Source organism: uncultured Rhodoblastus sp., assembly GCF_903903185.1.
Lineage (GTDB): Bacteria > Pseudomonadota > Alphaproteobacteria > Rhizobiales > Beijerinckiaceae > Rhodoblastus.
This window is the reverse complement of the sequence record NZ_CAIUXT010000229.1, coordinates 1-26,456: the sequence shown is the minus strand read 5'-3', so window position 1 is coordinate 26,456 and position 26,456 is coordinate 1. Positions and strand designations below refer to the sequence as shown.

General features: G+C 63.2%; 26 protein-coding genes. 19 read left to right on the top strand and 7 right to left on the bottom strand.

Annotated features, from left to right (window positions below; translation table 11 throughout):
* Positions 1–674 precede the first annotated feature (674 nt).
* The 4 genes from QZY01_RS20985 (at position 675) to QZY01_RS20970 (ending at position 4,352) form a co-directional block, all read left to right on the top strand.
* Positions 675–1,385, top strand: coding sequence for a TetR/AcrR family transcriptional regulator (locus tag QZY01_RS20985; RefSeq protein ID WP_294541112.1), 711 nt, complete (start codon positions 675–677; stop codon positions 1,383–1,385).
* Between the two features lie 102 nt (positions 1,386–1,487).
* The gene (locus QZY01_RS20980; RefSeq protein ID WP_294541110.1) at positions 1,488–1,961 is read left to right on the top strand and encodes a DUF2852 domain-containing protein; all 474 of its coding nucleotides are present in this window, start codon (positions 1,488–1,490) and stop codon (positions 1,959–1,961) included.
* A gap of 183 nt (positions 1,962–2,144) precedes the next feature.
* The gene (locus QZY01_RS20975) at positions 2,145–3,257 is read left to right on the top strand and encodes an extensin family protein (RefSeq protein ID WP_294541108.1); all 1,113 of its coding nucleotides are present in this window, start codon (positions 2,145–2,147) and stop codon (positions 3,255–3,257) included.
* Between the two features lie 369 nt (positions 3,258–3,626).
* Positions 3,627–4,352 carry a PEP-CTERM sorting domain-containing protein gene (locus QZY01_RS20970; protein ID WP_294541107.1) on the top strand — a complete coding sequence of 242 codons (726 nt, stop codon included), beginning with the start codon at positions 3,627–3,629 and terminating at the stop codon, positions 4,350–4,352.
* Between the two features lie 424 nt (positions 4,353–4,776).
* Here the strand turns inward: QZY01_RS20970 and QZY01_RS20965 are convergent, their stop codons facing one another.
* The 3 genes from QZY01_RS20965 to QZY01_RS20955 are packed head-to-tail and all read right to left on the bottom strand — an operon-like array spanning position 4,777 to position 6,437.
* Complete coding sequence (locus QZY01_RS20965; RefSeq protein WP_294541105.1) at positions 4,777–4,974, bottom strand: DUF2158 domain-containing protein; 198 nt, start codon at positions 4,972–4,974, stop codon at positions 4,777–4,779.
* A 60-nt stretch (positions 4,975–5,034) separates the two neighbouring features.
* Positions 5,035–5,934: an oxygen-dependent coproporphyrinogen oxidase gene (gene hemF / locus QZY01_RS20960; RefSeq protein ID WP_294541103.1), complete on the bottom strand. Its 900-nt coding sequence runs from the start codon at positions 5,932–5,934 to the stop codon at positions 5,035–5,037.
* Positions 5,928–6,437, bottom strand: a complete 510-nt coding sequence (locus tag QZY01_RS20955) for a tRNA (cytidine(34)-2'-O)-methyltransferase (RefSeq protein WP_294541101.1) — start codon at positions 6,435–6,437, stop codon at positions 5,928–5,930. The genes hemF and QZY01_RS20955 overlap by 7 nt, the downstream gene beginning before the upstream one ends.
* A 430-nt stretch (positions 6,438–6,867) precedes the next feature.
* On the opposite strand from QZY01_RS20955, the gene petA reads away from it, so the two are divergent.
* The 3 genes from petA to QZY01_RS20940 all read left to right on the top strand — a co-directional run bounded on the left by petA (position 6,868) and on the right by QZY01_RS20940 (position 9,607).
* Positions 6,868–7,386, top strand: a complete 519-nt coding sequence (gene petA / locus QZY01_RS20950; RefSeq protein ID WP_294541099.1) for a ubiquinol-cytochrome c reductase iron-sulfur subunit — start codon at positions 6,868–6,870, stop codon at positions 7,384–7,386.
* 66 nt (positions 7,387–7,452) lie between these two features.
* A complete protein-coding gene (locus QZY01_RS20945) occupies positions 7,453–8,733 on the top strand; it encodes a cytochrome b N-terminal domain-containing protein (RefSeq protein WP_294541097.1) in 1,281 nt (426 codons plus the stop codon).
* Between the two features lie 28 nt (positions 8,734–8,761).
* Positions 8,762–9,607: a cytochrome c1 gene (locus QZY01_RS20940; protein ID WP_294541095.1), complete on the top strand. Its 846-nt coding sequence runs from the start codon at positions 8,762–8,764 to the stop codon at positions 9,605–9,607.
* A 119-nt stretch (positions 9,608–9,726) separates the two neighbouring features.
* Here QZY01_RS20940 and QZY01_RS20935 read toward each other — a convergent pair whose 3' ends face one another.
* Positions 9,727–9,999: a KGG domain-containing protein gene (locus QZY01_RS20935; protein WP_294541093.1), complete on the bottom strand. Its 273-nt coding sequence runs from the start codon at positions 9,997–9,999 to the stop codon at positions 9,727–9,729.
* A 297-nt stretch (positions 10,000–10,296) separates the two neighbouring features.
* Here QZY01_RS20935 and fumC point away from each other — a divergent pair, with 297 nt between their 5' ends.
* Positions 10,297–11,673 (top strand): class II fumarate hydratase, encoded by a 1,377-nt coding sequence (gene fumC / locus QZY01_RS20930; RefSeq protein ID WP_294541169.1) that lies wholly within the window; start codon positions 10,297–10,299, stop codon positions 11,671–11,673.
* A 12-nt stretch (positions 11,674–11,685) separates the two neighbouring features.
* On the opposite strand, the gene QZY01_RS20925 is transcribed toward fumC, so the two are convergent.
* Together QZY01_RS20925 and QZY01_RS20920 are read right to left on the bottom strand one after the other, a co-directional pair.
* A complete protein-coding gene (locus QZY01_RS20925) occupies positions 11,686–12,666 on the bottom strand; it encodes a heparan-alpha-glucosaminide N-acetyltransferase (protein WP_294541091.1) in 981 nt (326 codons plus the stop codon).
* Positions 12,663–13,613, bottom strand: coding sequence for a hypothetical protein (locus QZY01_RS20920; RefSeq protein ID WP_294541090.1), 951 nt, complete (start codon positions 13,611–13,613; stop codon positions 12,663–12,665). Before QZY01_RS20920 ends, QZY01_RS20925 begins: the two co-directional genes overlap by 4 nt.
* A gap of 153 nt (positions 13,614–13,766) precedes the next feature.
* Between QZY01_RS20920 and ribA the strand changes: the two genes are divergently transcribed.
* The 11 genes from ribA to phoB all read left to right on the top strand — a co-directional run bounded on the left by ribA (position 13,767) and on the right by phoB (position 26,215).
* A complete protein-coding gene (gene ribA / locus QZY01_RS20915) occupies positions 13,767–14,870 on the top strand; it encodes a GTP cyclohydrolase II RibA (protein ID WP_294541088.1) in 1,104 nt (367 codons plus the stop codon).
* Positions 14,839–17,184 carry a hypothetical protein gene (locus QZY01_RS20910; protein WP_294541086.1) on the top strand — a complete coding sequence of 782 codons (2,346 nt, stop codon included), beginning with the start codon at positions 14,839–14,841 and terminating at the stop codon, positions 17,182–17,184. Before ribA ends, QZY01_RS20910 begins: the two co-directional genes overlap by 32 nt.
* Positions 17,185–17,401: 217 nt before the next feature.
* Positions 17,402–18,298: a 2Fe-2S iron-sulfur cluster-binding protein gene (locus QZY01_RS20905; RefSeq protein ID WP_294541084.1), complete on the top strand. Its 897-nt coding sequence runs from the start codon at positions 17,402–17,404 to the stop codon at positions 18,296–18,298.
* A gap of 166 nt (positions 18,299–18,464) precedes the next feature.
* The gene (locus QZY01_RS20900) at positions 18,465–19,589 is read left to right on the top strand and encodes a lysylphosphatidylglycerol synthase domain-containing protein (RefSeq protein ID WP_294541081.1); all 1,125 of its coding nucleotides are present in this window, start codon (positions 18,465–18,467) and stop codon (positions 19,587–19,589) included.
* Between the two features lie 17 nt (positions 19,590–19,606).
* Positions 19,607–20,656 (top strand): ATP-binding protein, encoded by a 1,050-nt coding sequence (locus tag QZY01_RS20895; RefSeq protein ID WP_294541079.1) that lies wholly within the window; start codon positions 19,607–19,609, stop codon positions 20,654–20,656.
* Positions 20,657–20,862: 206 nt separating this feature from the next.
* Positions 20,863–21,909: a phosphate ABC transporter substrate-binding protein PstS gene (gene pstS / locus QZY01_RS20890; RefSeq protein ID WP_294541077.1), complete on the top strand. Its 1,047-nt coding sequence runs from the start codon at positions 20,863–20,865 to the stop codon at positions 21,907–21,909.
* A 106-nt stretch (positions 21,910–22,015) separates the two neighbouring features.
* Positions 22,016–23,011 (top strand): phosphate ABC transporter permease subunit PstC, encoded by a 996-nt coding sequence (gene pstC, locus QZY01_RS20885; RefSeq protein ID WP_294541075.1) that lies wholly within the window; start codon positions 22,016–22,018, stop codon positions 23,009–23,011.
* Position 23,012: 1 nt separating this feature from the next.
* The gene (pstA, locus tag QZY01_RS20880) at positions 23,013–23,885 is read left to right on the top strand and encodes a phosphate ABC transporter permease PstA (RefSeq protein WP_294541073.1); all 873 of its coding nucleotides are present in this window, start codon (positions 23,013–23,015) and stop codon (positions 23,883–23,885) included.
* Positions 23,882–24,685: a phosphate ABC transporter ATP-binding protein PstB gene (pstB, locus tag QZY01_RS20875; protein WP_294541071.1), complete on the top strand. Its 804-nt coding sequence runs from the start codon at positions 23,882–23,884 to the stop codon at positions 24,683–24,685. The genes pstA and pstB overlap by 4 nt, the downstream gene beginning before the upstream one ends.
* Positions 24,686–24,720: 35 nt before the next feature.
* Positions 24,721–25,419 carry a phosphate signaling complex protein PhoU gene (phoU, locus tag QZY01_RS20870; protein ID WP_294541069.1) on the top strand — a complete coding sequence of 233 codons (699 nt, stop codon included), beginning with the start codon at positions 24,721–24,723 and terminating at the stop codon, positions 25,417–25,419.
* Between the two features lie 52 nt (positions 25,420–25,471).
* Entirely contained in the window at positions 25,472–26,215 is a 744-nt protein-coding gene (gene phoB / locus QZY01_RS20865; RefSeq protein WP_294541067.1) for a phosphate regulon transcriptional regulator PhoB, read from the top strand.
* A 4-nt stretch (positions 26,216–26,219) separates the two neighbouring features.
* On the opposite strand, the gene QZY01_RS20860 is transcribed toward phoB, so the two are convergent.
* Positions 26,220–26,456 (bottom strand): DUF2478 domain-containing protein (locus QZY01_RS20860; protein ID WP_294541065.1); only part of this gene is annotated, 237 nt, incomplete at its 5' end.

Here is a 26,456-nt window from a genome sequence, read left to right as displayed (position 1 = left end):
GTTGCGCGCCAGGAGCAAGCGCGCCATTTCGTGCGCCGTCGGTTTTTCGTGCGACCGGTCGGACTGGCCGCGCGACCGCTTTTTACCAGACCGCGACAAGCACGCTGGTGATGAACGCGAAAGCGGCGCAGATCGACAGGATTTCTATTTTTACCATGGTCGACATCATCGGGTTCTCCAAAGGCTTCGGCCGAACGCGCGTCTTTTGACCGGATGGACATTTTCGACGAAACAGCCTTGATTCCAGGGCCACTTGACCGTTCCGACATAACCGAGAGTTTACGTCTTAATAATGTAATAATGATTAAAACATTCCACCATGCCAAATGAAGGGCAAACCGGCGGGAATATTGCGCAAATCGGCAAAAGCTGCACAAAAATAAGGCGAATCGACCGCTACCGTGGCGCCGGGACGAAACGCGCCATTGATCGATAGAGGGATTAGCCGGCGAAAATTGGGCAGGAGAAAAATATATCGTGGCGACAAGGGGATCGCTGTGCAAAAACGGCTTGCCGGCTTGTTGCGCAAACATCGCGAATTCGGAGAATCTCGATTCTCCGGCGGCTGATATCGCTGTTGCGATCGATGTTTCGCTCGCGAATCGCGCATTTTACAGGTTTCAATCGAGCCGCGGGGGCACTGGGCCTCTTCGCGACGGCGGACAGGATGTTCGATGAGCGCCGAAACGGACGGATGCGGCTGGTCGGCCGGGGGCGGCTTCGGCAAGAAGGGACGCGGCTACCACCATGGCCGGCTGCGCGAGGCGCTGCTTGCGGCCGCGCGGGGGCTGATTTCCGAACGCGGCCCGGCCGGTTTCACTTTGGCCGAGGCGGCCAAGCGCGTCGGCGTCACCGGCGCCGCGCCCTATCGCCATTTCGCCGACCGCAACGCCCTGGTGGCGGCGCTGGCGCAGGAGGGGTTCGAGCATTTCAACGAAAAGCTCGGCAGCGCCTGGGACAGCGGGCGTCCCGATCCCGTCACGGCGCTCCGCCGGCGCGGCAACGCCTACCTGGCTTTCGCCAAGGCCGAACCGGGCCTTTACAAGGCGATGTTCGGCGACGCCGGCTTTCTGGCCGGGCCCACCGCCCCGCCCGACGCCAAAATCGCGGCGCAAAAGGCCTTCGACGAACTGGTGCGCACCACCGTCGCCGTGTTGCGTCATTTCTGCGCTCCGGAAAACAACGCCCGCGGCCTCGCGGTGCAGATCTGGGCGATGACCCATGGCGTCGTCGAACTCCTGCTCGCCGGCCATTTTTGCGGTGAGGCGGCGCAGGCTGGCGCCGTGCTCGAAACCGCCGTCGCCGCTCTGGTCGAAGGCGAAATCCGTCAGTCGCTTGGCGTAAAGCCGGTGTTTCCGAGGGAAGATATTTCTCCAAAAAAGTGATCGCAAAATTTTTTCGCCGCGCCTCTGGAAAGGGCTACGATGTAAATGTATATTACATTCACATCGCAGCCGTTGGGGGCCGGCGATGAACGGAGCTGTAACATGAGCTGTTCTAACCGAGCCTATGCCTCGGCTTATTCCCGGACGCATGCCTCGCCTCGCGGACGCATGCGCTGGAAGCCGATCGAACTTATGGCGATGATTCTCGGCTTCATCTTTTTCTTCCCCGCCGGCCTCGCCATACTGGGATGGAAAATCTACCAGTCGAAAACCGCCTATGCCGGCGACTTCGGCCAATTCGCCCAGGAACAATGGGGCGGATTCGAAAAGCGCAGCGGACTGGCCGACATGGCGCGCCAGTTTTCCGGCGAATGGCCGTCGAGCGGCAATTCCGCTTTCGACGATTGGCGCAAGGCCGAACTGAAGCGTCTCGAAGAGGAGAGGCGCAAGATTTTCGAGGCTGAAAAGGCGTTCGACGATTACCTCGAAGGTCTGCGCCGCGCCAAGGACCGCGAGGAATTCGAAATCTTCATGGCCAGCCGCGCCAGCCAGGGCCCGGTCGCGCCGCAAAGCTGAACTTTTGCCTGATGAACGGCGGCTTCAGGGCCGCCGTTTTTTATCTGTCCGCCGTGTCGACGGTCGGAACGCCCGAACGAAAAATGCTTTGCGCGGTGGAGTCGCATGCCGCAGTCGGTTAAATTTCAACATTAACTATTTTGCTTCAGCGCCGATTAACACGCCGGTTGCAGAAAATGCATCATGGCGCGCCATGGCGAAATAGCCCTTGTCTTCTTGCTTGCGCTCGGCGCCCTTGCCGGGTGCTCGAAGTTTCAACGCGCCGAGCGCCCGGCCTGGCGCACGCGGGCGGAGGCGGCCTGTTTCGCGCAAAGGCGCGTCACGCTGTCGAACTACATCCAGCCGGCCTCGCATGAAATCGACGGCCCCTCGATCTGCGGCCTGACACGTCCTCTGAAAGTGACGGCGCTTTTGGGCGGCACGGTCTTGTTCAACGCGACCCAGACGCTCGATTGCCCGATGGTCGCCGAACTCGACGCCTGGCTTTACGAGGTGGTGCAGCCGGCGGCGGTTGCGCGTTTCGGCGCGCCGGTGGCGCAGCTCGATTCGATGGGCGCCTATAATTGCCGGGGCATGAACAACCAGATGGGCGCGCGGCTGTCGGAACATTCCTTCGGCAACGCTATCGACATCGGAGGGTTCGAACTCGCCGACGGGCGCAGAATCATTTTGGCCCGCGACTGGACCCGTGGCGATTTGCAGACCCGGGCTTTCCTGCACGACGTGCATAATGGCGCCTGCGGCCATTTCGCCACCGTGCTGAGCCCAGGCTCCAACCTTTTTCATTATAACCACATTCACGTCGATCTGGCGCAGCACGGCATGACCTCGACCGGACCGCGCCGCATCTGCAAGCCGGCGCCGCAAATGACCGAGCCGCCGTCGCGCAAGGACAGTCTGCCCGACGCGCCGGATATCGACGACGATCTCGACATCGCGCAGGTCGGCGTCCCCAATGGCCCCGCCTACGTCAGCCGTTCGGGTCCCGATCTGGCCCTCGCCGCCGCGACCATCGAAGCCGCGCCGGCGCGGCGCATCGACCCCTACCCGCCGCCAGCGCCGCGCATTGACCCTTCCGCGCCGCAGGCGCCGCCCCTGCCGCCCCGCCGGACGGCGGCTTCAGGGCAGGCGGCTTCCGGAGCCTTGGCTGCCGGGCCGCTGGCGCTTCATGCGCCCGCTGTCCTCGAAACTCCGCCGCCGCCGCCCGCGCGCGGCCGGATGAGGGACGACGGCGTCTTCGTCCCCGAAGGCCGGCCGGCCGATTTCGACCTGCCGACCTCGCGATTCCAGCGTTGATATTGGGCGCGGCGGCGGGAGGCCTATCGATTGCGCGCCTGTCCCGTTGAGGCGGACGCGCACAGGCGCTCCTTTTAGAAATGGCGGAGAGCCAGATTGTCCCAATCCGACCCTAAACGGATTTTCATCGAACAGCAGCCCTCCGCGCGGTCGATCAACGCGGATATCTGCGGCGGCAGTGAGGAGCCGTCCTTGAGATGCCGCAAAATCCAGCAACTTTCGCTATTGCGCTCGATTTCCAACGATGCAAAATCGCACAAGGGTTAAAGCGTTTTCAGCGACCAAACTATTCTTTTTCGCCATTGTATGGTTTTATATCGGCTACAGCAATTTTGCAGTGCGGTTCGTAAAATGCGGCGGAGCTTGCGGATGGACACCTCTTCGTTCAGAGCCTTTATGATCGGCGCCCTGTTGCTGGTATCCAGTCCCTGTTTTGCCGCCACGGTCTCCTTCACCGGCAGCGTTACCGGAAACGCGCTAATCTATGATCCCGCAACGGATTATAGTCCAGCTACCGGCTATAGCCCGCCAGGAAACCTGGGCGGATACGATGCGTTGATTACGTTAAGCGGGTTCAATGCGGCGCTTGGCGCGCTCAACTCGGTGACGTTGACGACGCTTGTCAGCGGTTCGCTCGAATTCAAGCAAGCTTATAATATCTACGGCGCTCCGACGAATATATTAAATGCAGTATTGTATATCAGCGGAGGAACGCCGTATGGCGGCATGGGCGCCGGTTTGCCTTTTACATTTTCGAGTAGCGGGAATCCGAGCTTTTTCGACACTGGCGTCCAAACCAGCAGCAGCGGGCCAAGCTCCTACACAAACAACTTGTCAACAACGTTTGGACCATTCTTCGTCAATACAATTTATGTGCCCGTATTGGCCTATGTCTACCTTTTACCGGGAAATACGTCCTATATCGGCAATGCAACCTCGACCTTTTTTTATCGGGAGACGGTAACCTACGACTACACGCCGTCGGCGCCATCTGCGCCGGAGCCAGCGACCTGGGCTACGATGCTGCTCGGCTTTGCGGGCGTCGCCTTCATGGCCTATCGCCGGAAATCCAAGCCGGCATTGCTGGCGGCCTGATCGATCATAATCAGGATTGCAATTGCGAACTGCCTTCGGGCGGCTATCCTTCTTCGTTTCGCGCATGGCGACTTGCGTTGATGGCGCATCCTCGCCTTTGCCGCCCGCATTCCCGGACGACGGCTTTCCGCCGATCCTTGCCGTTGCAACGAGCGCGCGGCCCCCTCTACATATTGCGGTGTCCGATACCAAGCCTCCAAAATCGCGACCCGTCGCGATTTTGGAATCCCTCGCTTAAGCTCGGCGTCACGTTCGCTCCTGACCCGAACCCGGAAATCAAGACTTCCGGGTTCGGGTATTGAACGCACAAGCGCGGTTTATCCGTCCCCGCAAGACGAGAAGCGGCGTGAAACGCCAAGTCGCGCGCACAACCCCTTCGCCCGATCCTTGAACCGCGCCCGAAAAGTCGGGCGGCCCGGCACACTCACTCGTCGTCGAGTTCGTCCTCGTCGTCGGCGAATTCGATCAGCGCCAGACAGACGGCGGGGACGGTCGCCGTTCGCACGACGTCGTCGGCGTCCGCGTACCAGATCACTTCGACGTTTTCCTTGACCTGCCGGACCACGGTCAGGCTGCGGCCGCCGGATTTCAACTGCACGATTTCGCCGGGTTTGAATTCCATCGCCTTGCTCGCTGTTTGGGGTCTTTGTCTGCGTCCGGCGGATGGCGCCGCCCGGAAGTCTTACGGCCATTTCACGATAGGCGGCATGGATGACAGAATGGAGTCGACATTGCCGCCGGTCTTGAGGCCGAAAATCGTGCCGCGATCGTAAAGCAGGTTGAACTCGACATAGCGTCCGCGCCGCACCAGCTGCTCCTCGCGCTGCGCCGGCGTCCAGCTCTTGCCCATATTGGCTTCGACGATTTTCGGATAAATGCCATCGAAAGCCTCGCCGACGGCGCGGGTGAAGGCGAAGGCGGGATCGAAGGCCTCGCCGCCGGCTTCGAGATAATCGTAGAAAATGCCGCCAATGCCGCGCGGCTCGTTGCGGTGTTTGAGGAAGAAATACTCGTCGCACCACGCCTTGTAACGCGCGTAGTCGGCGATGGCGTGGCCTGCGCAGGCTTGCTGCATGGCGGCGTGGAAGGCCAGCGTATCGGGGTCGTCCTGCGTGCGCCGGGCGCCGAGCACCGGCGTGAGGTCGGAGCCGCCGCCAAACCAGTGTTTGCTCGTCACCACCAGACGCGTGTTCAGGTGCACGGTCGGCACATTGGGGTTCCATGGATGGGCGATCAGCGAGATGCCCGCCGCCCAGAACCGCGGGTCGGCGTCGGAGCCGGGAATCTGCCCGGCGAATTCCGGCGCGAAAGTCCCATGAACGACGGAGCAATGCACGCCGGCCTTTTCGAAAATCCGCCCCTTGAGCAGGCCCATGCGGCCGCCGCCGCCCGGCGCGCCGTCATGATTCGTGCGCTGCCAAGGCGAAAGCGTGAATTTTCCCGGGGCGGCGTCCGGTTCGGCGAGGATGGCGTCCCCGCGCGTCTCCAGCGCCTCGAATGAGGCGACGATGCGCGATTGCAGCGCCAGAAACCATTCTGACGCCGCCGTCTTGCGGGCTTCCAGTTCGGAAAGGCTCACCAAAAATCTCCCTGCGGATGCACAAAATTCCCCGGCGGAAAGCTACCGGTCTGGCGCAGCGCCTCGCCCAGAACCATCGCCGCCGCCATCGCGACATTGAGCGAACGCAGACCGGCGCGCAACGGAATCCGCAGCCGCGCCTGCGCGCTGGCGTGAACCTCTTCCGGCGCCCCGGCCGATTCGCGTCCGACCATGATGACGTCGCCGGGCGCGAAGGCAAAATCCGCGTAAGATGTTTCGCCGCGCGTCGACAACAGCGCCAGTCTGCGACCCTTTGCCGCACGCCATTGCTCGAACGCCCGCCAGGATATGTGCCGGTCGATGCGCACATGGTCGAGATAATCCATGCCGGCGCGACGGAAATGGCGGTCGGACATTGGAAAGCCGGCCGGTTCGATCAACGCGGCGTCGATGCCAAGACAGGCGCACAGACGCAGCATCGCGCCGGCGTTCTGCGGAATGTCCGGCTGGTAAAGGGCGAGACAGAAAGGGACTTGCGAAACCATGGCGCTCGATAGCATCGCCGCGCCGCGCCGCCAAGCTTTCCACCTTCCGGCGCGTCGCCGTTTGCAGCGGCGACCTTTGCCCGGAACTTCGGCGCCTTTTGCGGCGGCCGGGTCCAGCGGAGCCAAATCGGGGGCGGGCATGGCGCCAAAGCGGTCTGGCGCAAAACCTGACGTACAGGATATACTATGGACAAGGCGTCGGAACGATGCCAAATAGCGATGCTTGCTCAGTCAGGTTCCGCCATGGTTTCCCCTCGACCGCGCCGCTCGCCGGCAGGCGGAGGCGCTCGTTGCGGAAATTTTTTTCGCCGTGCGTCGACCGGCCCGGCCGGACTCGCGTAAGTAATGTCAACAGCTTCGCCGGATTGGGCGAAGCGAGCCGCCGGCGCCTCGGGCGCGGGGTCGGGTTCAAAACCTTGGGGACGAAAACTTGGCCACCGCAACGACGGTCGAACCGACCCGCAGAGATTTCCTTTATATCGCCACCGGGGCGGTCGCCGCCGTCGGCGCCGCCGCCGCCGTCTGGCCCTTGATTAACTCGATGAGCCCCGACGCTTCGACTCTTGCGCTGGCTTCGACCGAATTGGACATCTCCGCCATTCCGGAAGGCCAGATCGTCACCATCAAGTGGCGCGGCAAGCCGGTGTTCGTCCGCCATCGCACCGCCAAGGAAATTGCGGACTCCGAGGCCGTAAATATCGCGACCCTGCCCGATCCGCAGGCCGATTCGGCCCGCGTGCAAAAGCCGCAATGGCTGATCGTCGTCGGCGTCTGCACCCATCTCGGCTGCATCCCTATCGGTCATGCGGGCGAATATGACGGCTGGTTCTGCCCCTGCCACGGTTCCGTCTACGATACTTCGGGCCGCATCCGCTCTGGCCCGGCGCCGAGGAATCTCGAGGTTCCGGCCTATAGTTTCCTGACCGACGCCAAAGTCAAAATCGGCTGAAGGTGCGGCCCGGCTTGCAGCCGGGCGCCTCGGCCCGTCCCGAACGCTGATCTGGAGAGATCTCACATGCACGGACTCTCAACCTTTGAGCCCAAGAATGGCTTCGTGAAGTGGCTCGAAGCCCGGTTGCCGATTCTCAGCTTCGCTCACGGCTCTTTCGTCGCCTTTCCCACCCCGAAAAACCTCAATTACTGGTGGACCTTCGGCGGCATCCTGTCCTTCATGCTGATCGCCCAGATTGTCACAGGTGTCGTGCTGACCATGCATTACACGCCGGAATCGACCCTTGCCTTCGGTTCGGTCGAGAAAATCATGCGCGACGTGAACTGGGGCTGGATGCTGCGCTACGCCCACTCGAATGGCGCGTCGATGTTCTTCTTCGCCGTCTATATCCACATGTTCCGCGGCATCTACTACGGCTCCTACAAGTCGCCGCGCGAAGTTTTGTGGATTCTCGGCGTGATCATCTTCCTGTTGATGATGGCCACCGGGTTCATGGGCTATGTTTTGCCCTGGGGCCAGATGTCGTTCTGGGGCGCGACCGTCATCACCAACCTGTTCTCGGCCATTCCGCTGGTTGGCGACGACATCACGGTCTGGCTGTGGGGCGGCTTTTCGGTCGATAATCCGACACTGAACCGCTTCTTCGCCCTGCATTATCTCCTGCCCTTCATGATCGTCGCCGTGGTGGCCCTCCATGTCTGGGCGCTGCATGTCTGTGGCCAGAACAATCCGGACGGCGTCGAAGTACAGGACATCCACAAGGATTGCGTGCCGTTCACGCCGCATGCGACGATGAAGGACAGCGTCGGGATCGCATTTTTCCTGATCCTCTATTGCTGGTTCATCTTCTACATCCCGAACTATCTCGGCGACGCGGATAATTACATTCCCGCCAATCCGATGAAGACGCCCGCGCACATCGTGCCGGAATGGTATTTCCTGCCCTATTATGCGATCTTGCGGTCGATCCCGAACAAACTCGCCGGCGTCATCGCCATGTTCGCGGCCATCGCCATCCTCGCCTTCCTGCCCTGGCTGGACACGTCGAAAGTGCGCTCGGGCAAATATCGTCCGATCTTCCGGATATTCTTCTGGATCTTCGTGGCGAGCGGCATTGGACTCGGCTATCTCGGGGCCATGCCTCCGGAAGGCGGCTATGTGCTGGCGGCGCGCATTCTCGGAGTGGTTTATTTCGGCTTCTTCGTGGTCGTCCTGCCCCTGCTCGGCCTTTTCGAAAAAACCACGCCGGTGCCGGCCTCCATCGCCGACGCCGTGCTCGCAAGGACTGGGTCCGCTTCATCGGTCGCGGCGAGCGCCGCCTCCGCTCCGCAGACCAAGGGCTGATCGGCCGATTTCGAGGGACAACAAGACCATGGCTTTCACCAGGAAAATCGGATTTGTCGCGGCCGCCGTTTTCGCCGCCGTTGCGATCGCCTCTCCCGTCCTGCGCGCCGAAGAGCCGCCCGGATTTGCCGAAGCACCCAGTCCTGAGCGCCAGAACTGGAGTTTTTCCGGCTTTTTCGGCACGTTCGACAAGCCGCAGTTGCAGCGCGGCTTCAAGGTCTACAAGGAAGTCTGCTCCAATTGCCACGAGCTGCGCATCCCGTTCCGCACCTTGGGCCAGCCGGGCGGACCGGGGTTCAGCGAAGATCAGGTTAAGGCGCTGGCGGCGACCTATACCATCCACGACGGCCCCAATCTGGCCGGCGACATGTTCGACCGTCCCGGCCGCGCCTCCGATTATTTCCCGCCGCCCTTTCCCAACCCGGAAGCGGCCGCGGCGGCGCTTGGCGCGGTGCCGCCGGAAATGTCGCTGATCGCCAAGTCGATCAAGTTCGAGCGCGGCTTCCCCAATTTCGTGTTCGACGCGCTGCCGATTCCAGGCCTCGGCATCTATCAGGAAGTGGGTCCGGATCTGATCTACGCCATTCTCCACGGCTACACCAAGGAGGACGATCCGAACTGGAACCTCTATTTCCCCGGCCACAAGATAGCCATGGCCAAGCCGCTGGCCGACGGCCAGGTCGATTATACCGACGGCGCGCCGACGACCCTGTCGCAATATTCCAAGGACGTGGCCGCCTTTCTGGCCTGGGCGGCGGAACCGACCCTGGAGGTGCGCAAGCGCGTCGGCCTGCGCGTAATGCTGTTCCTGTTCCTGCTCGCCGGTCTGGTTTACTTCGCCAAGAAGCGCGTCTGGTCCGACGTCGCGCATTGATCCCGCCGGCGAACGCAAATGAAAAGGCGGAGGTCGTGACCTCCGCCTTTTTTCGGACTCTTTGCTTACCATGGCCGCCAGTTCGAAGGCGCCGATCGCCACGCTCCGGTCCGGTCTCTTTACCGACGTCCGGTTTCGTCCGCCGTATGGGCGGCGCGGCCACCCTTGCGGCCAGCGGTTTTAGCCAGATCCTTGTCGCGCGCGAAACTCCGGTTGGTCGGACTGACGCTTTTGCCGCCCTTGCGCCCGGCTTCGGCGGCCAACTCGGCGTTTTGCGAAAAACTTCTCTTCTCGCGCGGCACGCTTTCGCCCCCTTTGCGGGCAATGGCGCGCTGCTTTTCTGGATCCATCGAGGCGAAACCGCGTTTCGGCTTTTTCGCTAGGTCAATCATCGACTTTCCTCTTGGCGATTGCAGGCGACACTACGCCGCCTGCACGCGTCAGGTTGAAACGCGCGAAACGCGTTTCGGCTGCGCTTAAATGAATTTTTTGTGATCACGAATTCGTGATCGCGTGTGGCGCCCGCCGGGCTGGAGCCTATCCCGCAAAAGTGGACGCCGGTTTTACGAAAAGGACAGGCGTTTTCAAAGAAATCCAGATTTTTTTCCCCGCTTCAGGCGGAGCGGGGAAAGCTCTAAGCTCGGCGTCAACCGACAAGGGAGAAACCCGTGACCCAGACGCGCACGGAAATGGATACATTCGGCCCGGTTGCAGTGGCCGAGGATCGGCTCTGGGGCGCGCAGACCCAGCGCTCCTTGCAGAATTTCGCCATTGGCGCGCAGCGGACGCCGCGCGAAATCATTCACGCGCTGGCGCTCGGCAAGAAGGCGGGGGCCAAGGTCAACGCGGAACTCGGCCTGCTCGATCCGGCCATGGCCGAAGCGATCGTCGCCGCCGCCGACGAAATCATTTCCGGCAACCTCGACGATCATTTTCCGCTGCTTGTCTGGCAGACGGGATCGGGCACGCAGTCGCACATGAACGTCAACGAGGTGATCGCCAATCGCGCCAACGAGATATCCTTTGGCGCGCCGCGTGGCGCGATGCAGCCGGTCCACCCCAACGACCATGTCAATCTCGGCCAGTCCTCGAACGATTCCTTCCCCACCGCCATGCATGTGGCGGCGGCCTCGGCGCTCAAGCGAAATCTGCTGCCGGCGCTGCACCGGCTCCAGGGCGCGCTCGACGCCAAGGCGCGGGAATTCGCCGGGCTGATCAAGATCGGCCGAACCCATCTGCAGGACGCGACGCCGATCACGCTCGGCCAGGAATTTTCCGGCTATGCGGCGCAACTGGCGCTTGCGGCGGAGCGGATCGAAGCGGTCCTGCCCGGTCTTTATTTTCTCGCGCAGGGCGGCACGGCGGTCGGCACCGGGCTCAACGCCCACAAGGATTTCGGCGCGCGTTTCGCCCATGAACTGGCGCTTGAAACCGGCCTGCCGTTCAAGCCGGCCGATAATTTCTTCGAGGCGCTGGCTTGCCATGACGCCCTGGTTTTCGCCCATGGCGCGCTGGAATCGGCGGCGACCGGACTCTACAAGATCGCCAGCGATATCCGGCTGGGCGGCAGCGGCCCGCGCGCGGGTTTCGCCGAACTGATCCTGCCGGCGAACGAGCCGGGATCGTCGATCATGCCGGGAAAGGTCAATCCGACCCAGGTCGAGGCGCTGACCATGGTCTGCGCCCGGGTGTTCGGCAACCAGACCACCATCGCTTTCGCCGCTTCGCAGGGCCAGTTCGAGCTAAACGTCTACAAGCCGGTCATCGCCTTCGCCTTTCTCGAAAGCGTGCGGCTGCTCGCCGATTCCACGCGCAGCTTCGCCCTCCATTGCATCGAGGGCATCAAGGCCGACGCGGACAAGCTCGACGAAACCATGCGCCGCTCGCTGATGCTGGCGACGGCGCTGACGCCCAAAATCGGCTATGACAAGGCGGCGCAGGTCGCCAAGGCGGCACAGGCCAATAATAGCAGCCTGCGCGAGGAGGCCTTGCGGCTCGGCTTCGTCACGGGGCCGGAATTCGACGCTTTGGTGCGACCACAAAACATGCTGGCGCCGAAAGACTGATAGTTCAAACGGTTATTTCGTTGCGGAATCGGCATAGCAGGCCATCGCGGCGTCGTGGACGAGACTTTTCTGCGCTTCCGTGAGCCGGTCGCGCGCCAGCACATTCCAAAGGCCCGCGCTTTTGGCGCGGTCGATCACACATGCGCAGGATTTTTCGCAAAGCTCCGCCGCCGCGCCGGCGTTGACGCATTGCATGGCGCATTGCCGCTGAAACGGGCCGGCGTCGGGCGTCGGCGTGACGAAAAAGCCGAGCAGGGTGAAGAGGCCGAACAGCACCGGCTGGTGGATCAGATAAAAGGCGAGCGAATGACGCCCGCAGAAGGTCAGGGCGCGGCCTAACCCCCTCTCCCCGCGCCCTCTCCTCGTCGAGACCGGGAGAGGGAGCTTTGCCCACTTCGCCAGCGCCATGCCGAACAGCACGAAAGCCAGCCATGGCAGCAGCGGCCGGAAATCATTGCTTGGCGGCTGGTAGGTTCCGAGGCCCGTCCACCAGAAGATTTTGGCGTCAAACAGGGACGAGGCCAGGAAATGCGGCGCGGCCAGCGCCGCGACGCCCAGAACAAAGGCGAGAGCCGCCGGCGCGGCGAGCAAGGGCAGGGCGATCAGGCTGGACAGCGCGATGCAGTGCAGCATGCCGAAAAAGATCGGCGTCTCCGCGAACAGAAAGAAGGAAACCGCGCTGATCGCGGCTGCGGCCAGCGCGATCTGGCCCCAGCGCCGCCAGAATTTCGCGCTGCGCCAGAGCGGCCCCTGCTCAAGCCCCGTTGCGTTTTGCGCGAGGACGAGACTGTAGCCGACCAGCAGCAGGAAGCTCACGGCGATGGCGTGGCCAAACCATCGCAAGAAAGGCGTATGCGGCGCGTCGGCGTCGATCCAGCCGAAGGCTGCGAGATCCCAGATCAGATGGAAGACCAGCATCGCCCACAACGCCAACCCGCGCGCAAGATCGACGAGGGGCAAACGGATCGGCCCCCCCCGTTCGGCGGCGGTCATGGCTGGAAGTGCGAAAAGATCATGTCCGGCGCAGACAGATTATGTCGCGAGGGCGTCAGCCGCCCGGCCCAGACTTCGGTGACGAAGGCGCCGGGGAAATCCAGCACCGGCGATTCTTTCCAGCCCTTGCCGTTCTTTTCGCGCCAGGCGATGCGGGCGACGTCGGAATTACCTTCGGCCGTATACATCGAGCGCAGAGCGGCGAAGGGCAAATTTTCTGGCATGGCGCCTGAATAATCGACATCGAGCGCGATATGGTCCTGGTCGACCTGTTTAAGCGTCACGGTCGCGGATCCGCCGCGAATGAAATTCAGCGTGAAGGCTTTTTTGGCCGGATCGAACATGATGTCCTTGATCGCGACGATCGGACGCGGGCCGCCGGGGCCGTCCTGCACTTCGAGCGGTCCGATCTGGAACGAGGACCCATAGGCCGTCCAGCGCAGGTCGCCGAAGGGCAGGGGGCGGATGCGCCAATTGCCGTCGGAGGGATACATCACCAGAATCTCTTCGGCGCGCTCGCGAAACAGCATCCACAGCTGGATGTAATTGAACCCCGGCTCGACATGGTCGCCGACGCGGACCGGAACATTGGCGGGGCGCCAGAAGTCCGGATCGGTCAGGCCGGTGAGCCAGAGTGTCGGGGATTCGTAAAAGGTCTTGCGTGGCAAAAAGCCTTCGCCATGCGGAATGTTGCAGGCGGAAAAATCGGGCGCCCAGCGGTCGGTGACGATCATGCCGATAAAGGCGGGATGCGCCGCCTTGATCTCCATGTGGCGCAGTTCGGGCGAGACGAAATCGAGTTCGACATTGTCGCGCTCGGCGCAAACCTCGGGCGTCGACTTGTTAAGGACCCGCACCGCCATTTCGTTGACCAGGTTTTGCGAGCCGGCGGCCAGCGCCGGCGCGGCGAGACAAAGCAGGAGGCAGGCGAGGCGAAACGGGCGCATGGCATAATCCGGGCAAAAACGTCGCTGCGGCTTTAAGCCGCCGCCGCCTCGAAGGCAAGCAACGCGCAAATTTCGCTTAAAGCTGGTTCTTGGGTCGCCGAACCCTTATGTAGGCACGAGTGCGTTGCGGCGCAAAAAAGGTTATCCTGTAAAATGTCTGAACTTTCCGGGCTTTTCCCTTCGCTTGCGGTTTCCGGCGCGGTCGCGGTCGAGCGCGGCATAGCCGAATTGCGCGGCGGGCGGCCCATCGTCGTCACCGAGCGCGCTACTCGGCTCTTGGTGTTTCCGGCGGAGCTTCTCGACGTGAATTCGGCGCAGGCGCTCGACCAACTGGCGCCGGGGCGCGCCAATCTGATCGTGTCGGCGCAAAGGCTGCGGCGGCTCGGGGTGGAGCGCGGCGGTCCCGGCCTGATCGCCCTGCCGCAAATCGACCTCGAACGCATCGCCGCCCTGCTTGCCGAGGAGGACGCCCGCATCGACGCGCCGGTGGCGCATCCCGGTCCGGCGGAAGAGGCGGCGCTCGACCTGTTGCGCCTCGCCCATCTGCTGCCGGGCGCCGTGCTGGCGCCCTTGACGGGACCGACGCCGGAATTGCAGGAAGTGTCGGGCCACGACATAAGGGGATTTCGCGCCAAGAAAATCCTGTCGCTGAATATGGTCGGGCGGGCCCCCGTGCCACTCGAAGGCGCGCCGCACTCGGAAATCGCGGTGTTTCGCGGCGGCGAGGGTCTTCGCGATCAGGCGGCGGTGATCGTCGGCAAACCCGATCTCGCCGGGCCGGTCCATGTGCGGCTGCATTCGGCCTGCCTGACCGGCGACCTGTTCGGCTCGCTCAAATGCGACTGCGGCGACCAGTTGCGCCATACCGCCCGTTTCATGGCGGAAAACGGCGGCGGGGTGATCCTCTATCTCGACCAGGAAGGGCGCGGCAATGGCCTCGCCAACAAGATCCGCGCCTATGCGTTGCAGGCGCGGGGCCACGACACCTACGACGCCGATGAAATTCTGGGCTTTGGCCTCGATCAGCGCCGCTTCGGCTATGCGGCGCGGATGCTCGACCTGCTCGGGGTGACGCGGGTGCGGCTGATGACCAATAATCCGGCCAAGATCGAGGCTTTGCGCGCCGCCGGGCTCGAGGTTGCCGACCAGCGCATTCAGGGGCGTCCGACGCCGCAAAACATTCATTATCTCGCCACCAAACGCGACAGGGCAGGCCATTTCCTCGATGTCGACATTCCCCCGCCCGGCGGCGCCTGAATCCGTTAAGATCTTTCGTTTCGCCCTTGGTTTCTTCGTCCTCGCCAGCCTTTATCTGGCCTGGCCGTGGCTATCGGGGCAGGTGACGATTCCGTGGGATTCCAAGGCCCATTTCCAGCCGCAGCTATCCTTTCTCGCCCATGCCTTGCACAGCGGGCAGTCGCCGTTCTGGACGCCGAACGTCTTTGCGGGAATGCCGCAGATCGCCGACCCGCAATCGTTGATCTTCTCGCCGCCCTACCTGCTGCTCGCGGCGCTGGTTCCCGAGCCGACCTTCCGACAGGCCGACGCCGTCGCCTTCGCCATGCTGACTCTTGGCGGCATAGGCTGGATGCTTTATTTCCGCGATCGCGGCTGGAGGGCCGCCGGCGGACTGGTCGCGGCGCTGGCTTTTGCTTACGGGGGCTCGGCGGCCTGGCGCATCCAGCATACCGGGCAGATTTTGAGCCTGTCGTGGTTTCCGCTGGCCTTCTGGGCGCTTAACCGGGCCTATGACCGCGCCTCCTTCCGGTGGGGCGCGCTGGCCGGGCTGTTCGCCGCCTTGATGGTGCTCGGCCGCGACCAGATCGCCTGGCTGTTCGTGCTGAGCTTGAGCTTTTTCACAATCTGGCGGCTGTTTTCCCCGCCCCAAAGCGACAAGAATGCTTTTTTCGCGCGGCTCAAACGCCTGATCGCGCCGCTGGCCGGCGGCGCCATCGTCGGCCTGATCGTCGCCGGTCCGCCGCTGTTGTGGACCATAGCCTTGGCGCAGCAGTCCAATCGCGCCGAAATCACCCTCGAAGGCGCGCTGCGCGGCTCCTTGCATCCGGCTTCGCTGCTCACGGCCGTCGTCGCCAATCTCTACAATATTCATGGCGCGCAATCGCAATTCTGGGGGCCGCCCTCGCTCGACTGGGGTGAAACCGGGCTTTATATCGCGCGCAACATGGGCGAAATCTATTTCGGCGCCTTGCCCGCCATCGCGCTCCTCGCCTTCGGCTTTTCGCGCGGCTGGGTTTTCGCGCGGCCGATGCGTTTTTTCAGCGCCGCCGCGCTGGTGATGGCGATTTACGCTTTCGGGAAATATACCCCGATTTTTGCCGCCTTGTTCGACGTGCCGGGGGCCAATCTGTTTCGCCGGCCCGCCGACGCCACTTTTCCGCTTTGCGTTTTCGCCGCCGTCATCGGCGGCTATTGCGTCAGCCGCGCCATCGACGCGCCGCCGGACGCGGCCAGGCAAAAAATCGGCGGGGCTGTGGTCGGCGCGCTTTATCTGCTTTGTCTCGTCGTCGCCTTCGCCAAGGGCCATTTGGCCGCCGCCCTGCCGGCGCTGCTGTTTTCGGCCTTTTTCATCGGCCTATCGCTGTGGCTGCTGGAAAAATTGGCCCAATGGCGCGAAAAACCGGCGCTCGGCGTGCTGGCCGTCGGCCTTTTGCTGACTCTGGACCTGTCGCTCAATAATGCGCCCAACCAATCCACCGGCCTGCCGCCGGAAAAATACGATATTTTGCGCGAGGCGACGAAGAACGACACTATCGTCTTTCTGAAGGACAGGCTGGCCGAAAACCGGGAACCGGACCGGCGCGACCGCGTCGAACTGGCGGGGATCGGCTTCCACTGGCCCAATGCCGGGCTGACCCATGGCTTCGACATGAGCCTTGGCTATAATCCGATCCGCCTGACGTTGTTTGTTGACGTGACCCACGCCAACGACCATGTCGCCATCCCCGAACAGCGCGTGTTCTCGCCGGCTTTCCCTTCCTATAAATCGCCGATGGCCAACTTGCTGGGACTGCGCTGGATCGCCACGGGCGTCCCGGCCGAGGAGATAGACACGAGCCTCAAGCCCGGCGACCTGCCTTTGGTCCAGCGCACCGTCGACGCCTATATATATGAGAACAAGTACGCTCTGCCGCGCGTGCTGGCGCCGGGGCGCGCCGTGGCGGCGGATTTCGCCAAGATCGCCGCCGAGGGCGGGACGCCCGACATCGACTACCGCCTCTATGTGCTGCTCGACCGCGCGACCTGCGCCGCGCGGCCCGAGCTTTCCTGCAAGGAGGAGGCGGCGCCGCCGGCGCTGTCGGGCGCGGCCAGGATTTTGCGCTACGGCAATACGCTGATCGACATCGAGGCCGAGGCGCCGTCCGGGGGCGGCTTTCTGGTGCTCAACGATATCTGGCAGGATTGGCAGAGCGCCTCCGTCGATGGGGTCGAGGCGCCGATTTTGCGCGCGAACCTGATGTTTCGCGCCGTAGCCCTGTCGCCCGGCGCCCATCGCGTGCGCTTCCGTTTCGAACCGGCAAGGGGTCTGCTGCAATTCATGCCGGGACGATAGGAACCGCTCGCTACAGGCTTGTCGTCCTTGCGACGCGGACGAAACAAAGCCTGTCGCTTTCTTTTCGCTTTTGCGCCGGCCGCAACAAATTGTTTGGTTCGGCCAAGCCGGCGCTCACATTAATTCTTTGTTTTTAAATAATTTTATTCGGGCACGGCTCTTGCTGCCGGAGCGCCGGGAGCAAAAGCGGCTTCAACCTGTTCCGGGAGCAATTCCAATGGCTAATATTACGTTTACCTCGCCTTCCCTGTCACGCGACGTGACGGTTTATGCGGTCGCCGGCGATCGTGGCACCATCCTCGCGGTGGCCAAGGCCAACAAGATTCCGATCCCGTTCGACTGCCAGGATGGCGAATGCGGCTCCTGCCTGGTTGAGGTCAAGACGCTCAGCGACAAGCGCCCCTATGGCATCGCGCTGACCGAAAAGGAAAAGGAAGCCCTGCGCCAGCTCGGCAAAATCACAAAGGAGGAAATCGTCCAGGCCGAGGTCAACGACATTCCGCCGCGTTATCGGCTGGCCTGCCAGTGTTTCGTGCGTAACGAGGACATTCAGGTGTCGTTCGTCGGCGACGAGACCGTGCCGGCGCAGCCGCCGCATCTCTCGAGCGCCGCCAAAGTGTTCAAGGGCGGGCTTGAGCTCAAATCGGTCGATGACTTCCTCGCCCATGCGATCAAGGTCGAAGAGGACGCCGCGATCCATTTCGACGGCCTCGCCGCCGGCATGGAGGCTTGTGGCAACGGCGAAGTCGGCAAATTGTTCCGCCAGCTCGCCGGCTATTCGCGCCTGCACCTCAAGGAAGCCAAGACGCGCGCCAAGGACCTCGACCTGACCGCGCAGATCCCGCCGGACTATGTCTGGCCGGAACACGCCACGCCGGAGCGCACCTCGCTTTACGCCAGCGACGCCGATATTTCGCGTCTCGACGCGCTGCGTGCGGCGCTGGTCGGCGAGAAGCGCGGCTATGAATTCTATTACAGCGTCGCCGGCACCTCGAAAAACGATGAGATCGTGGAGATGGCCAAGGAATTCGTCAAGGAAGAGGCCGAGCATGTGAAAATCCTCGAAGCCTGGATCGCGCGCGAGGAATGGCTGTCGGCCAAGCACGCCGTCTGATTTCACGAACAAGGGAGGGCGAGGCGGGCGCGGGGATAACCCGCGCCCGCTTTTTTTGTCCTTCGAGGCGATGCTTTCCCATAAAAAGGCCTAATTTCCCGACAGAAGGACGAATTGTCGAAAGAACGACGACTTGCCCAAAAAGGGGCGGCGCCGTAAAGGAGCCGTGAGCGTCCGGCTGTTCGCCGGCCTGGTGGTAGCGTCAGCGATGGAACGTATGGGGAGTGATAGCGAGGATGCCGTCGAGGCGCCGGAACCGGCGCCGACGCAATCCATCCGTTCTCCCCGCCGGCAGGCTGGCGATGCGGCGGCGAAAAAGCGCAAACTCTGGACGCGAATCGGTGCGGCGATCAGCCTGCTCGTGGTCGGCGTGGCGATTTTCGTGCTCAGCCGCACCATCGCCAGCCTCGATATCGGCGAATTGCGCGCCGCCTTCGCCGCCACCTCGTCGCGCCAGATCGTGCTCGGCCTGGCTTTCACCGCCATGTCCTATCTGATCCTGACGGGTTACGACGCTCTTGCCCTTTACCAGCTAAAGCTGCACGTGCCCTATCGCACCACGGCGCTCGGCTCCTTCGCCTCCTATGCGGTGTCCTTCACCCTGGGCTTTCCGATCTTCACCGGCGGCACGGTGCGCTACTGGATCTATTCGCGCGCCGGCGTGCGGCCGGGAAAGATCGCCAGCCTTACGGTGGTCGCCGGCGTGACCTTCTGGCTCGGCATGGCGGTGGTGATCGGCCTGGGACTGCTGATCGAGGCGGAGCCGCTTTCCGAGATCAACCATCTCGCGGTCAATTGGAACCGGCTGATCGGCGTTGGCGTTCTGGCGGCGATTTTAGTCTATCTGGCCTGGGTTTCGGCGCGGCCGCGCCGCGCCCGCTGGCAGGGGCTGAACCTGGAATTGCCGGGCCTCGGCTTGACGCTCGGCCAGATGGGCCTCGGGGTGATGGACCTTTGCTGCGCCGCCGGCGCGCTTTATATGCTGCTGCCAAGCCATGCCGGGGTAGATTTCTTCACCTTCGCCTCCGTCTATGTCTTCGCCAGCCTGCTTGGCATCGTCAGCCATGCGCCGGGCGGGATCGGGGTTTTCGAGGCGACCATGCTGAAAGTGCTTCCGTCGCCTTCGCAGGAGGCGCTGCTCGCCTCCCTTTTGATGTTTCGCATTCTTTATTATGTCATCCCTTTCGTATTGGCTCTTGCGCTGCTTGGCGCCAACGAAGGCGGGCGCCGCTGGGACGCCTTGCGTGAAACCATGAACCGGGCGCAGGCGGAGCGGGACAAGGACGCCTGAACAGGGATTGGCTTGGCATGAACGAGGCCATCGAAGTCGCCGGCGCGCTGTTGTCCGGTCTGATCGAGGCCATGCCCGAACCGGTGCTGGTGGTCAGCGACACGGTAAGGCTCGTCGCGGCCAACGCGCCGGCCTGGGCCTTGTTTCCGCATCTGCGCCCGCAGGCGCCGCTGACGACCAGCCTGCGCGCGGTCGATCTGCACGACGCCATTGCGCGGGTGCTGCATACCGGGCAGGCGGAAAATATTTCCTGGCTCGATCGCGTGCCGGTCGAACGGCTGTTCCAGATTCATGTCGCCGCCTTTCATGCGCAAGAGGCGCGCTTTGTCGCCCTGACCCTGCATGACGCCACCGAATCGCGGCGCCTTGAACAGACGCGGGTCGATTTCGTCGCCAACGCCAGCCACGAATTGCGCACGCCGCTGGCCTCGCTGCTCGGATTTATCGAAACCTTGCAGGGGCCGGCGCGCAACGATTTTGAGGCGCGGGAGCGCTTCCTCGGCATCATGTTGGAACAGGCCCGCCGCATGGCGCGGCTGGTCGACGATCTTCTGTCGCTGTCCCGGATCGAGCAGACCCTGCACCTGCGTCCGCGCGCCGCCGTCGATCTCGCGGGTCTGGCGCGCCACGTGCGCGACGCGCTGGCGCCGCTCGCGCAGGATAATCGGCTCGTGCTGGAGATCGACACCGAACCGGCGCTGGTGCGCGGCGACCGCGACGAATTGGTGCGAGTGGCGGAAAACCTGATCGAGAACGCCATCAAATATAGCGCCCCGGAGCGCGGCGAGGAGGCGCGGCGGGTCTGGATTCGCGTGGCGCCGCGCGGCGCCTTTGGCGTGCTCGAAGTGCACGACGAAGGGCCGGGCATAGCGCCGGAGAATATACCGCGCCTGACCGAGCGCTTCTACCGCGTCGATGTCGGCCAGAGCCGCGCCAAGGGCGGCACCGGCCTCGGTCTGGCGCTCGTCAAGCATATTCTCGCCCGTCATCGCGGCCGCCTCGAAATAAGTTCGGAACCGGGGCGCGGCGCGACTTTTTCGGCCATGGCGCCGCTTTATGAACCGTGAAGCGGGCAGCGCCTTTTCAAAGAAGGCTGCCGGCGGCCGCATGCGAAAAGCGGACGGCGGCTGTCACGCAACCGTCATCCGTGCGTCGTAAACGATGGCAGCGCTCAAAGCGCATCCAGGCTGCGGCGCGACGCCCCAGCGCATTCGCCGGTCTTCGCTTGCGGGCGGAGCACGGGCGATCCTCTCAACCTCAGAAGAGGTCCGGCATGTCGAAAATTCTTTTGCGCTCCGCCCTTGTGGCGGCTCTCGTCGGCGTCGGCTCGGCCGCCATCGCCGCCGATATTTCTGGCGCCGGCGCCACTTTCCCCTATCCGATCTATGCCAAATGGGCGGATTCCTACAAGAAGGAAACCGGCCTCGGCCTCAACTACCAGTCGATCGGCTCGGGCGGCGGCATCAAGCAGATCAAGGCCAATACCGTGACCTTCGGCGCCACCGACGCGCCGCTCAAGGCCGACGACCTTGAAAAATCCGGCCTGGTGCAATGGCCGCAGGTGATGGGAGGCATCGTGCCGGTCGTCAATCTCGACGGCGTCGCCGCCGGCGATCTGGTCCTCGACGGCCCGACGCTGGCCAGAATCTTCCTCGGCGAAGTCAAGACCTGGAACGATCCGGCCCTCGTAAAGCTCAACCCCTCTGTCAAGTTGCCCGAAACGGCCATTCTGGTCGTGCATCGTTCGGACGGTTCCGGCACGACCTTCAACTTCACCGATTATCTCGCGAAGGTTTCCGAAGACTGGAAAACCAAGGTCGGATCGGCGGCGGCGGTGGAATGGCCGACCGGCCTCGCGGCCAAAGGCAATGAGGGCGTCGCGAATACGGTCGCCAACACCAGGGGCTCGATCGGCTATGTCGAATATGCCTATGCCAAGCAGAACAAGATGACCCACACCAAGCTGATCAACAAGGAGGGCAAGACCGTCGCGCCGACCAAGGAGGCCTTCCAGGCGGCCGCCGCCAACGCCGACTGGGCCAATTCCCCCGGTTATTACCAGATCCTGACCAATGAACCGGGCGCCGCCTCCTGGCCGATCACCGCCGCCACGTTCATTCTGGTTCAGAAGCAGCCGGTCGATGCGGCGGCGACGGGCGACGCGCTGAAGTTCTTCTCCTGGGCCTTCGCCAAGGGCGACAAGGAAGCCGAGGCGCTCGACTATATCCCGATGCCCGACAAGGTTGTCGGCCTGATCAAGAAGACCTGGGCCGCCGACATCAAGGCCGCCGACGGCAAGGCCGTCTATCTGGGCAATTGATCGATCCTGCGCGTCAAAAGCCCCGGTCCGACTTGATCGGATCGGGGTTTCGACTTAACGAACGGGACGTTTTCCCCGTTCCGGTTCTAACCTCGGGGTCTGATCGATGACGGAGGCGCTTTTGAGCACGGACGCCAAGCCAGCGCCGCGAGACGATTTGCGCGACAGGGTGCTGCGCGGTTTCGCCCTTGGCGACAAGTCATTCCGTATCGTCACTCAGACCTGCGCCGTCACCGTCCTGCTGCTGCTCGGCGGCGTGATTGTCTCATTGGTCGAAGGCGCGGCGCCGGCTTTGCGCCAGTTCGGCTTCGGCTTTCTCACTTCCTCGGCGTGGAATCCGGTAACGGAGAATTTTGGCGCGGCCCCGGCCATCTACGGCACATTGGTCACGTCTTTCATCGCCTTGGCGATCGCGGTGCCGATCGGCCTCGGCATCGCCGTGTTTCTGACCGAACTCTGCCCCTATGCGCTGCGCCGTCCGATCGGCATCGCCGTCGAATTGCTCGCCGGCATTCCCTCGATCATCTACGGCATCTGGGGCATGTTCATCCTCGCGCCGTTCCTGCAGGAACACGTCCAGCCGGCGATCATCGCCGCCTTCGCCAATGTCCCCTATCTCAACCAGATATTCTCCGGCCCGCCCTATGGCATAGGCATAGCGACGGCGGGCCTGATCCTGGCGATCATGATCTTGCCGCTGATCAGTTCGATTTCCCGCGACGTCTTCAACACCGTGCCGCCGGTGCTCAAGGAAGCGGCCTTCGGCATTGGCTGCACGCGCTGGGAAGTCGTGCGCCGCATCGTCGCGCCCTATACCGGCGTCGGATTGGTCGGCGGCATCATGCTGGCGCTCGGCCGCGCGCTCGGCGAGACCATGGCGGTCACTTTCGTCATCGGCAACGCCCACAAGATCATGCCGTCGATTCTGGGTCCGGGCACCACCATTTCCGCGACCATCGCCAATGAATTCACCGAGGCCGACGGCAAGCTCTACACCTCATCGCTGGTTGCGCTCGGTCTTGTGCTGTTCGTCATCACCTTCATCGTGTTGTCGGTTTCGCGGCTTCTGCTGATGCGCATCGAGCAAAAGGGAGCGCGCTGATATGGCCGCCGTGCAATCCTCAAGGCCGCTGGCAGCCCGGCTGCAAGCCACGCGCAAGACGCGCAGCGGCATTATCATGGTTCTGTGCATCGTCGCCGCCGCCCTCGGCCTGATCGCTTTGGCGCTGATCCTCGGCGCCCTGTTGTGGAGCGGCTTTTCCAGCCTGTCGCCGGCGGTTTTCACCCAGATGACGCCGCCGCCCGGGTCGAGCGGCGGCCTGCTCAACGCCATTTTCGGCTCGCTGGTGATGACGTCTTTCGGCGTGCTGCTCGGCGCGCCGCTCGGCCTGTTCGCCGGCACCTACATGGCCGAATATGGCCATGGTTCGAAACTGACCCTGGTGGTGCGCTTCATCAACGATATTCTCTTGTCGGCGCCCTCGATCGTCATCGGTCTGTTTGTCTATGAAATCGCCGTCGTGCCGCTGGGGCATTTTTCGGCCCTCGCCGGATCGCTGGCGCTGGCGCTGCTGGTCGTGCCGGTGGTGGTGCGCACTACCGAGGACATGCTCAATCTGGTGCCCGGCCCGCTGCGCGAGGCGGCCTCTGCGCTCGGCCTGCCGCGTTGGCTGGTAATCCGCTTCGTCGCCTACAAGGCGGCGCGGGCGGGACTGATTACCGGCCTGTTGCTGGCGGTGGCCCGCGTCAGCGGCGAAACCGCGCCGCTGTTGTTCACCGCGCTCAACAACCAGTTCTGGAGTACGGACCTCAACAAGCCGATGGCCAGCCTGCCGGTGGTGATCTTCCAGTTCGCGATGTCGCCCTACAAGGAATGGCAGCAACTCGCCTGGGTCGGCGCCTTGCTCATCACCCTGGCGGTTCTCGCCCTGTCGATCACGGCGCGAATTCTCGGCGCGCAAAGGACCAGCCAATGACCAATGTAGTTTCGTCGCAACAGGCGCCCGCGTCGCTGGAAAAATTCCCCGAAAAAATGACCGTGCGGAACCTCGATTTCTTCTATGGCGACAACCGGGCGCTCAAATCGGTCAATGTGCCGCTTTACGCCAATCTGGCGACGGCGTTCATCGGCCCGTCGGGTTGCGGCAAGTCGACGCTGTTGCGGGTTTTCAACCGCATGTACGACCTTTATCCTGGCCAGCGCGCGGCGGGCGAAGTTCTGCTCGACGGCGAGAACATTCTCGATCCCGGCCTCGACGTCAACGGGCTGCGCGCCCGCGTCGGCATGGTGTTCCAGAAGCCGACGCCTTTCCCGATGTCGATTTACGAAAACATCGCTTTCGGCGTCCGCCTATACGAGAAGCTGGGCAAGGCGGAAATGGACGAGCGGGTCGAAAAAGCCCTGCGCGGCGCGGCGATCTGGGGCGAAGTCAAGGACAAGCTGCAGGCCAGCGGGCTCAGCCTTTCCGGCGGCCAGCAGCAGCGCCTGTGCATCGCCCGCACCGTGGCGATCCAGCCGGAAGTCATTCTGTTCGACGAACCCTGTTCCGCGCTCGATCCGATCTCCACCGCCAAGGTGGAAGAACTGATTGACGAGTTGCGTAACGAATATACCATCGCCATCGTCACCCACAACATGCAGCAGGCGGTGCGCGTCTCGCAATATACCGCCTTCATGTATCTGGGCGAACTGGTGGAATTCGGCGATACCGACAAGGTGTTCACCGCGCCGACCGAGCGCCGCACCCAGGATTATATCACGGGCCGTTTCGGCTGATCTCCGAATTCGCTGGCCAGACAGGAATCGCTCAAATGGTCGAACACACGGTCAAATCCTTCGATGTCGAGCTGGAAACGCTCGACCGCTATATTGCGGAAATGGGCGGCATCGCGGAAAAAATGCTGGCCGACGCCATGGACGCGCTCGCCGGCATGAATGTCGAGCTGGCGCAGCGGGTCGTTTCCTCCGATCCCCGCCTCGATCTGCTGCAAAGAACGGTCGAGGAATTCGCCGTCCACACCATCGCCAAGCGGCAGCCTCTGGCGGTCGACCTGCGCGAGATCGTCGGCGCGATCCGCATTTCCGCCGATCTGGAGCGGGTCGGCGACCTCGCCAAGAACATCGCCAAACGGGCGGCCCTGATCGCCGGCGAAATGCGCATTCCCCGCAGCGTGGTCGGCCTGCGGTCGATGCACGACGTCGCCGCCACGCAATTGAACGACGTGCTCGACGCCTATGCGCAGCGCGATCCCGAACGCGCCAAGTCGGTGTGGAAACGCGACGCCGAACTCGACTCGCTGGAGGATTCGGTGTTTCGCGATCTGCTCACCTTCATGATGGAAGATCCGCGCAACATCACCTTCTGCACCCATCTGCTGTTCTGTTCGAAAAACCTCGAACGGGTCGGCGACCACACCACCAATATCGCCGAGACCGTCGTCTATATCGTCACCGGGGAATCGCTGCCGGTCGAGCGGCCGCGCGGGCTGGATTCCGCTTCCACGCCGTGAAAGCCGTCGCCGGCCTGTCGTTCCGGAATAAATCGGGAGCCTTGCTGAATTCATGAACGAAACGCGCGCATCGGTCGTCGGCGCCGCCTCGCCGGGCGGCGCTCCCCGCATTCTGGTTGTCGAGGACGAGTCGGCGCTGTCGCTGATGCTCGCCTACAACCTTGAAGCCGAAGGCTATGTCGTCGAGCGGGTCGAGCGCGGCGACGAAGCCGAATTGCGGCTGGAAGAGGCGGCGCCCGATCTGGTCATTCTCGACTGGATGCTGCCGGGCGTGTCGGGCCTCGAAATCTGCCGCCGCCTGCGCGCCCGCGAAATCACCCGCACCCTGCCGGTGATCATGCTGACGGCGCGCGGCGATGAAGGCGAAAGGGTGCGCGGCCTGTCGGTCGGCGCCGACGATTATGTGGTAAAGCCCTTTTCGGTGCCCGAACTGATGGCCCGGGTGCGGGCGCTGCTGCGCCGGGCGCGGCCGGAGCGCGTGGCGGTCAAGCTGCTCGCCGGCGATCTGGAGCTTGACCGGGAAACCCGCCGGGTGCGGCGCGCGGGCCGCGACGTCCACCTCGGCCCGACCGAATTCCGCCTGCTCGAATATCTGATGGAAAAGCCCGGCCGGGTGTTCGCGCGGTCGCAATTGCTCGACAGCGTCTGGGGCTTTTCCGCCGAGATCGACGAACGCACCGTCGATGTCCATATCGGCCGCCTGCGCAAGGCGCTGTCGCAGGACGAGCAGGAAGACCCGATCCGCACGGTGCGCGGCTCCGGCTATGCTTTCGACGAGACTTTCGGGCGGGGATAAGGCTTTACGGCCTTTCCGGCGCGACCTCGTCCCACCACGCCAGCAGCGCTTCGAGCGAAAAGGGCAGCGCATCGGCGAAATCGCCGGCGAAGCTGCGCCATTCCGCCTCGCGCCTGGCCGGAACGCCGATCAGGGTCGGGGTCTCGGCGCAGGCCGCCGCGCCGATTTCGGCCAAAAAGCCGCCGCTCTCCGCCTCGGCGCGGCCGAAGCGGCTGATCAGCAGCAAGTCCGGCGCGCCCGC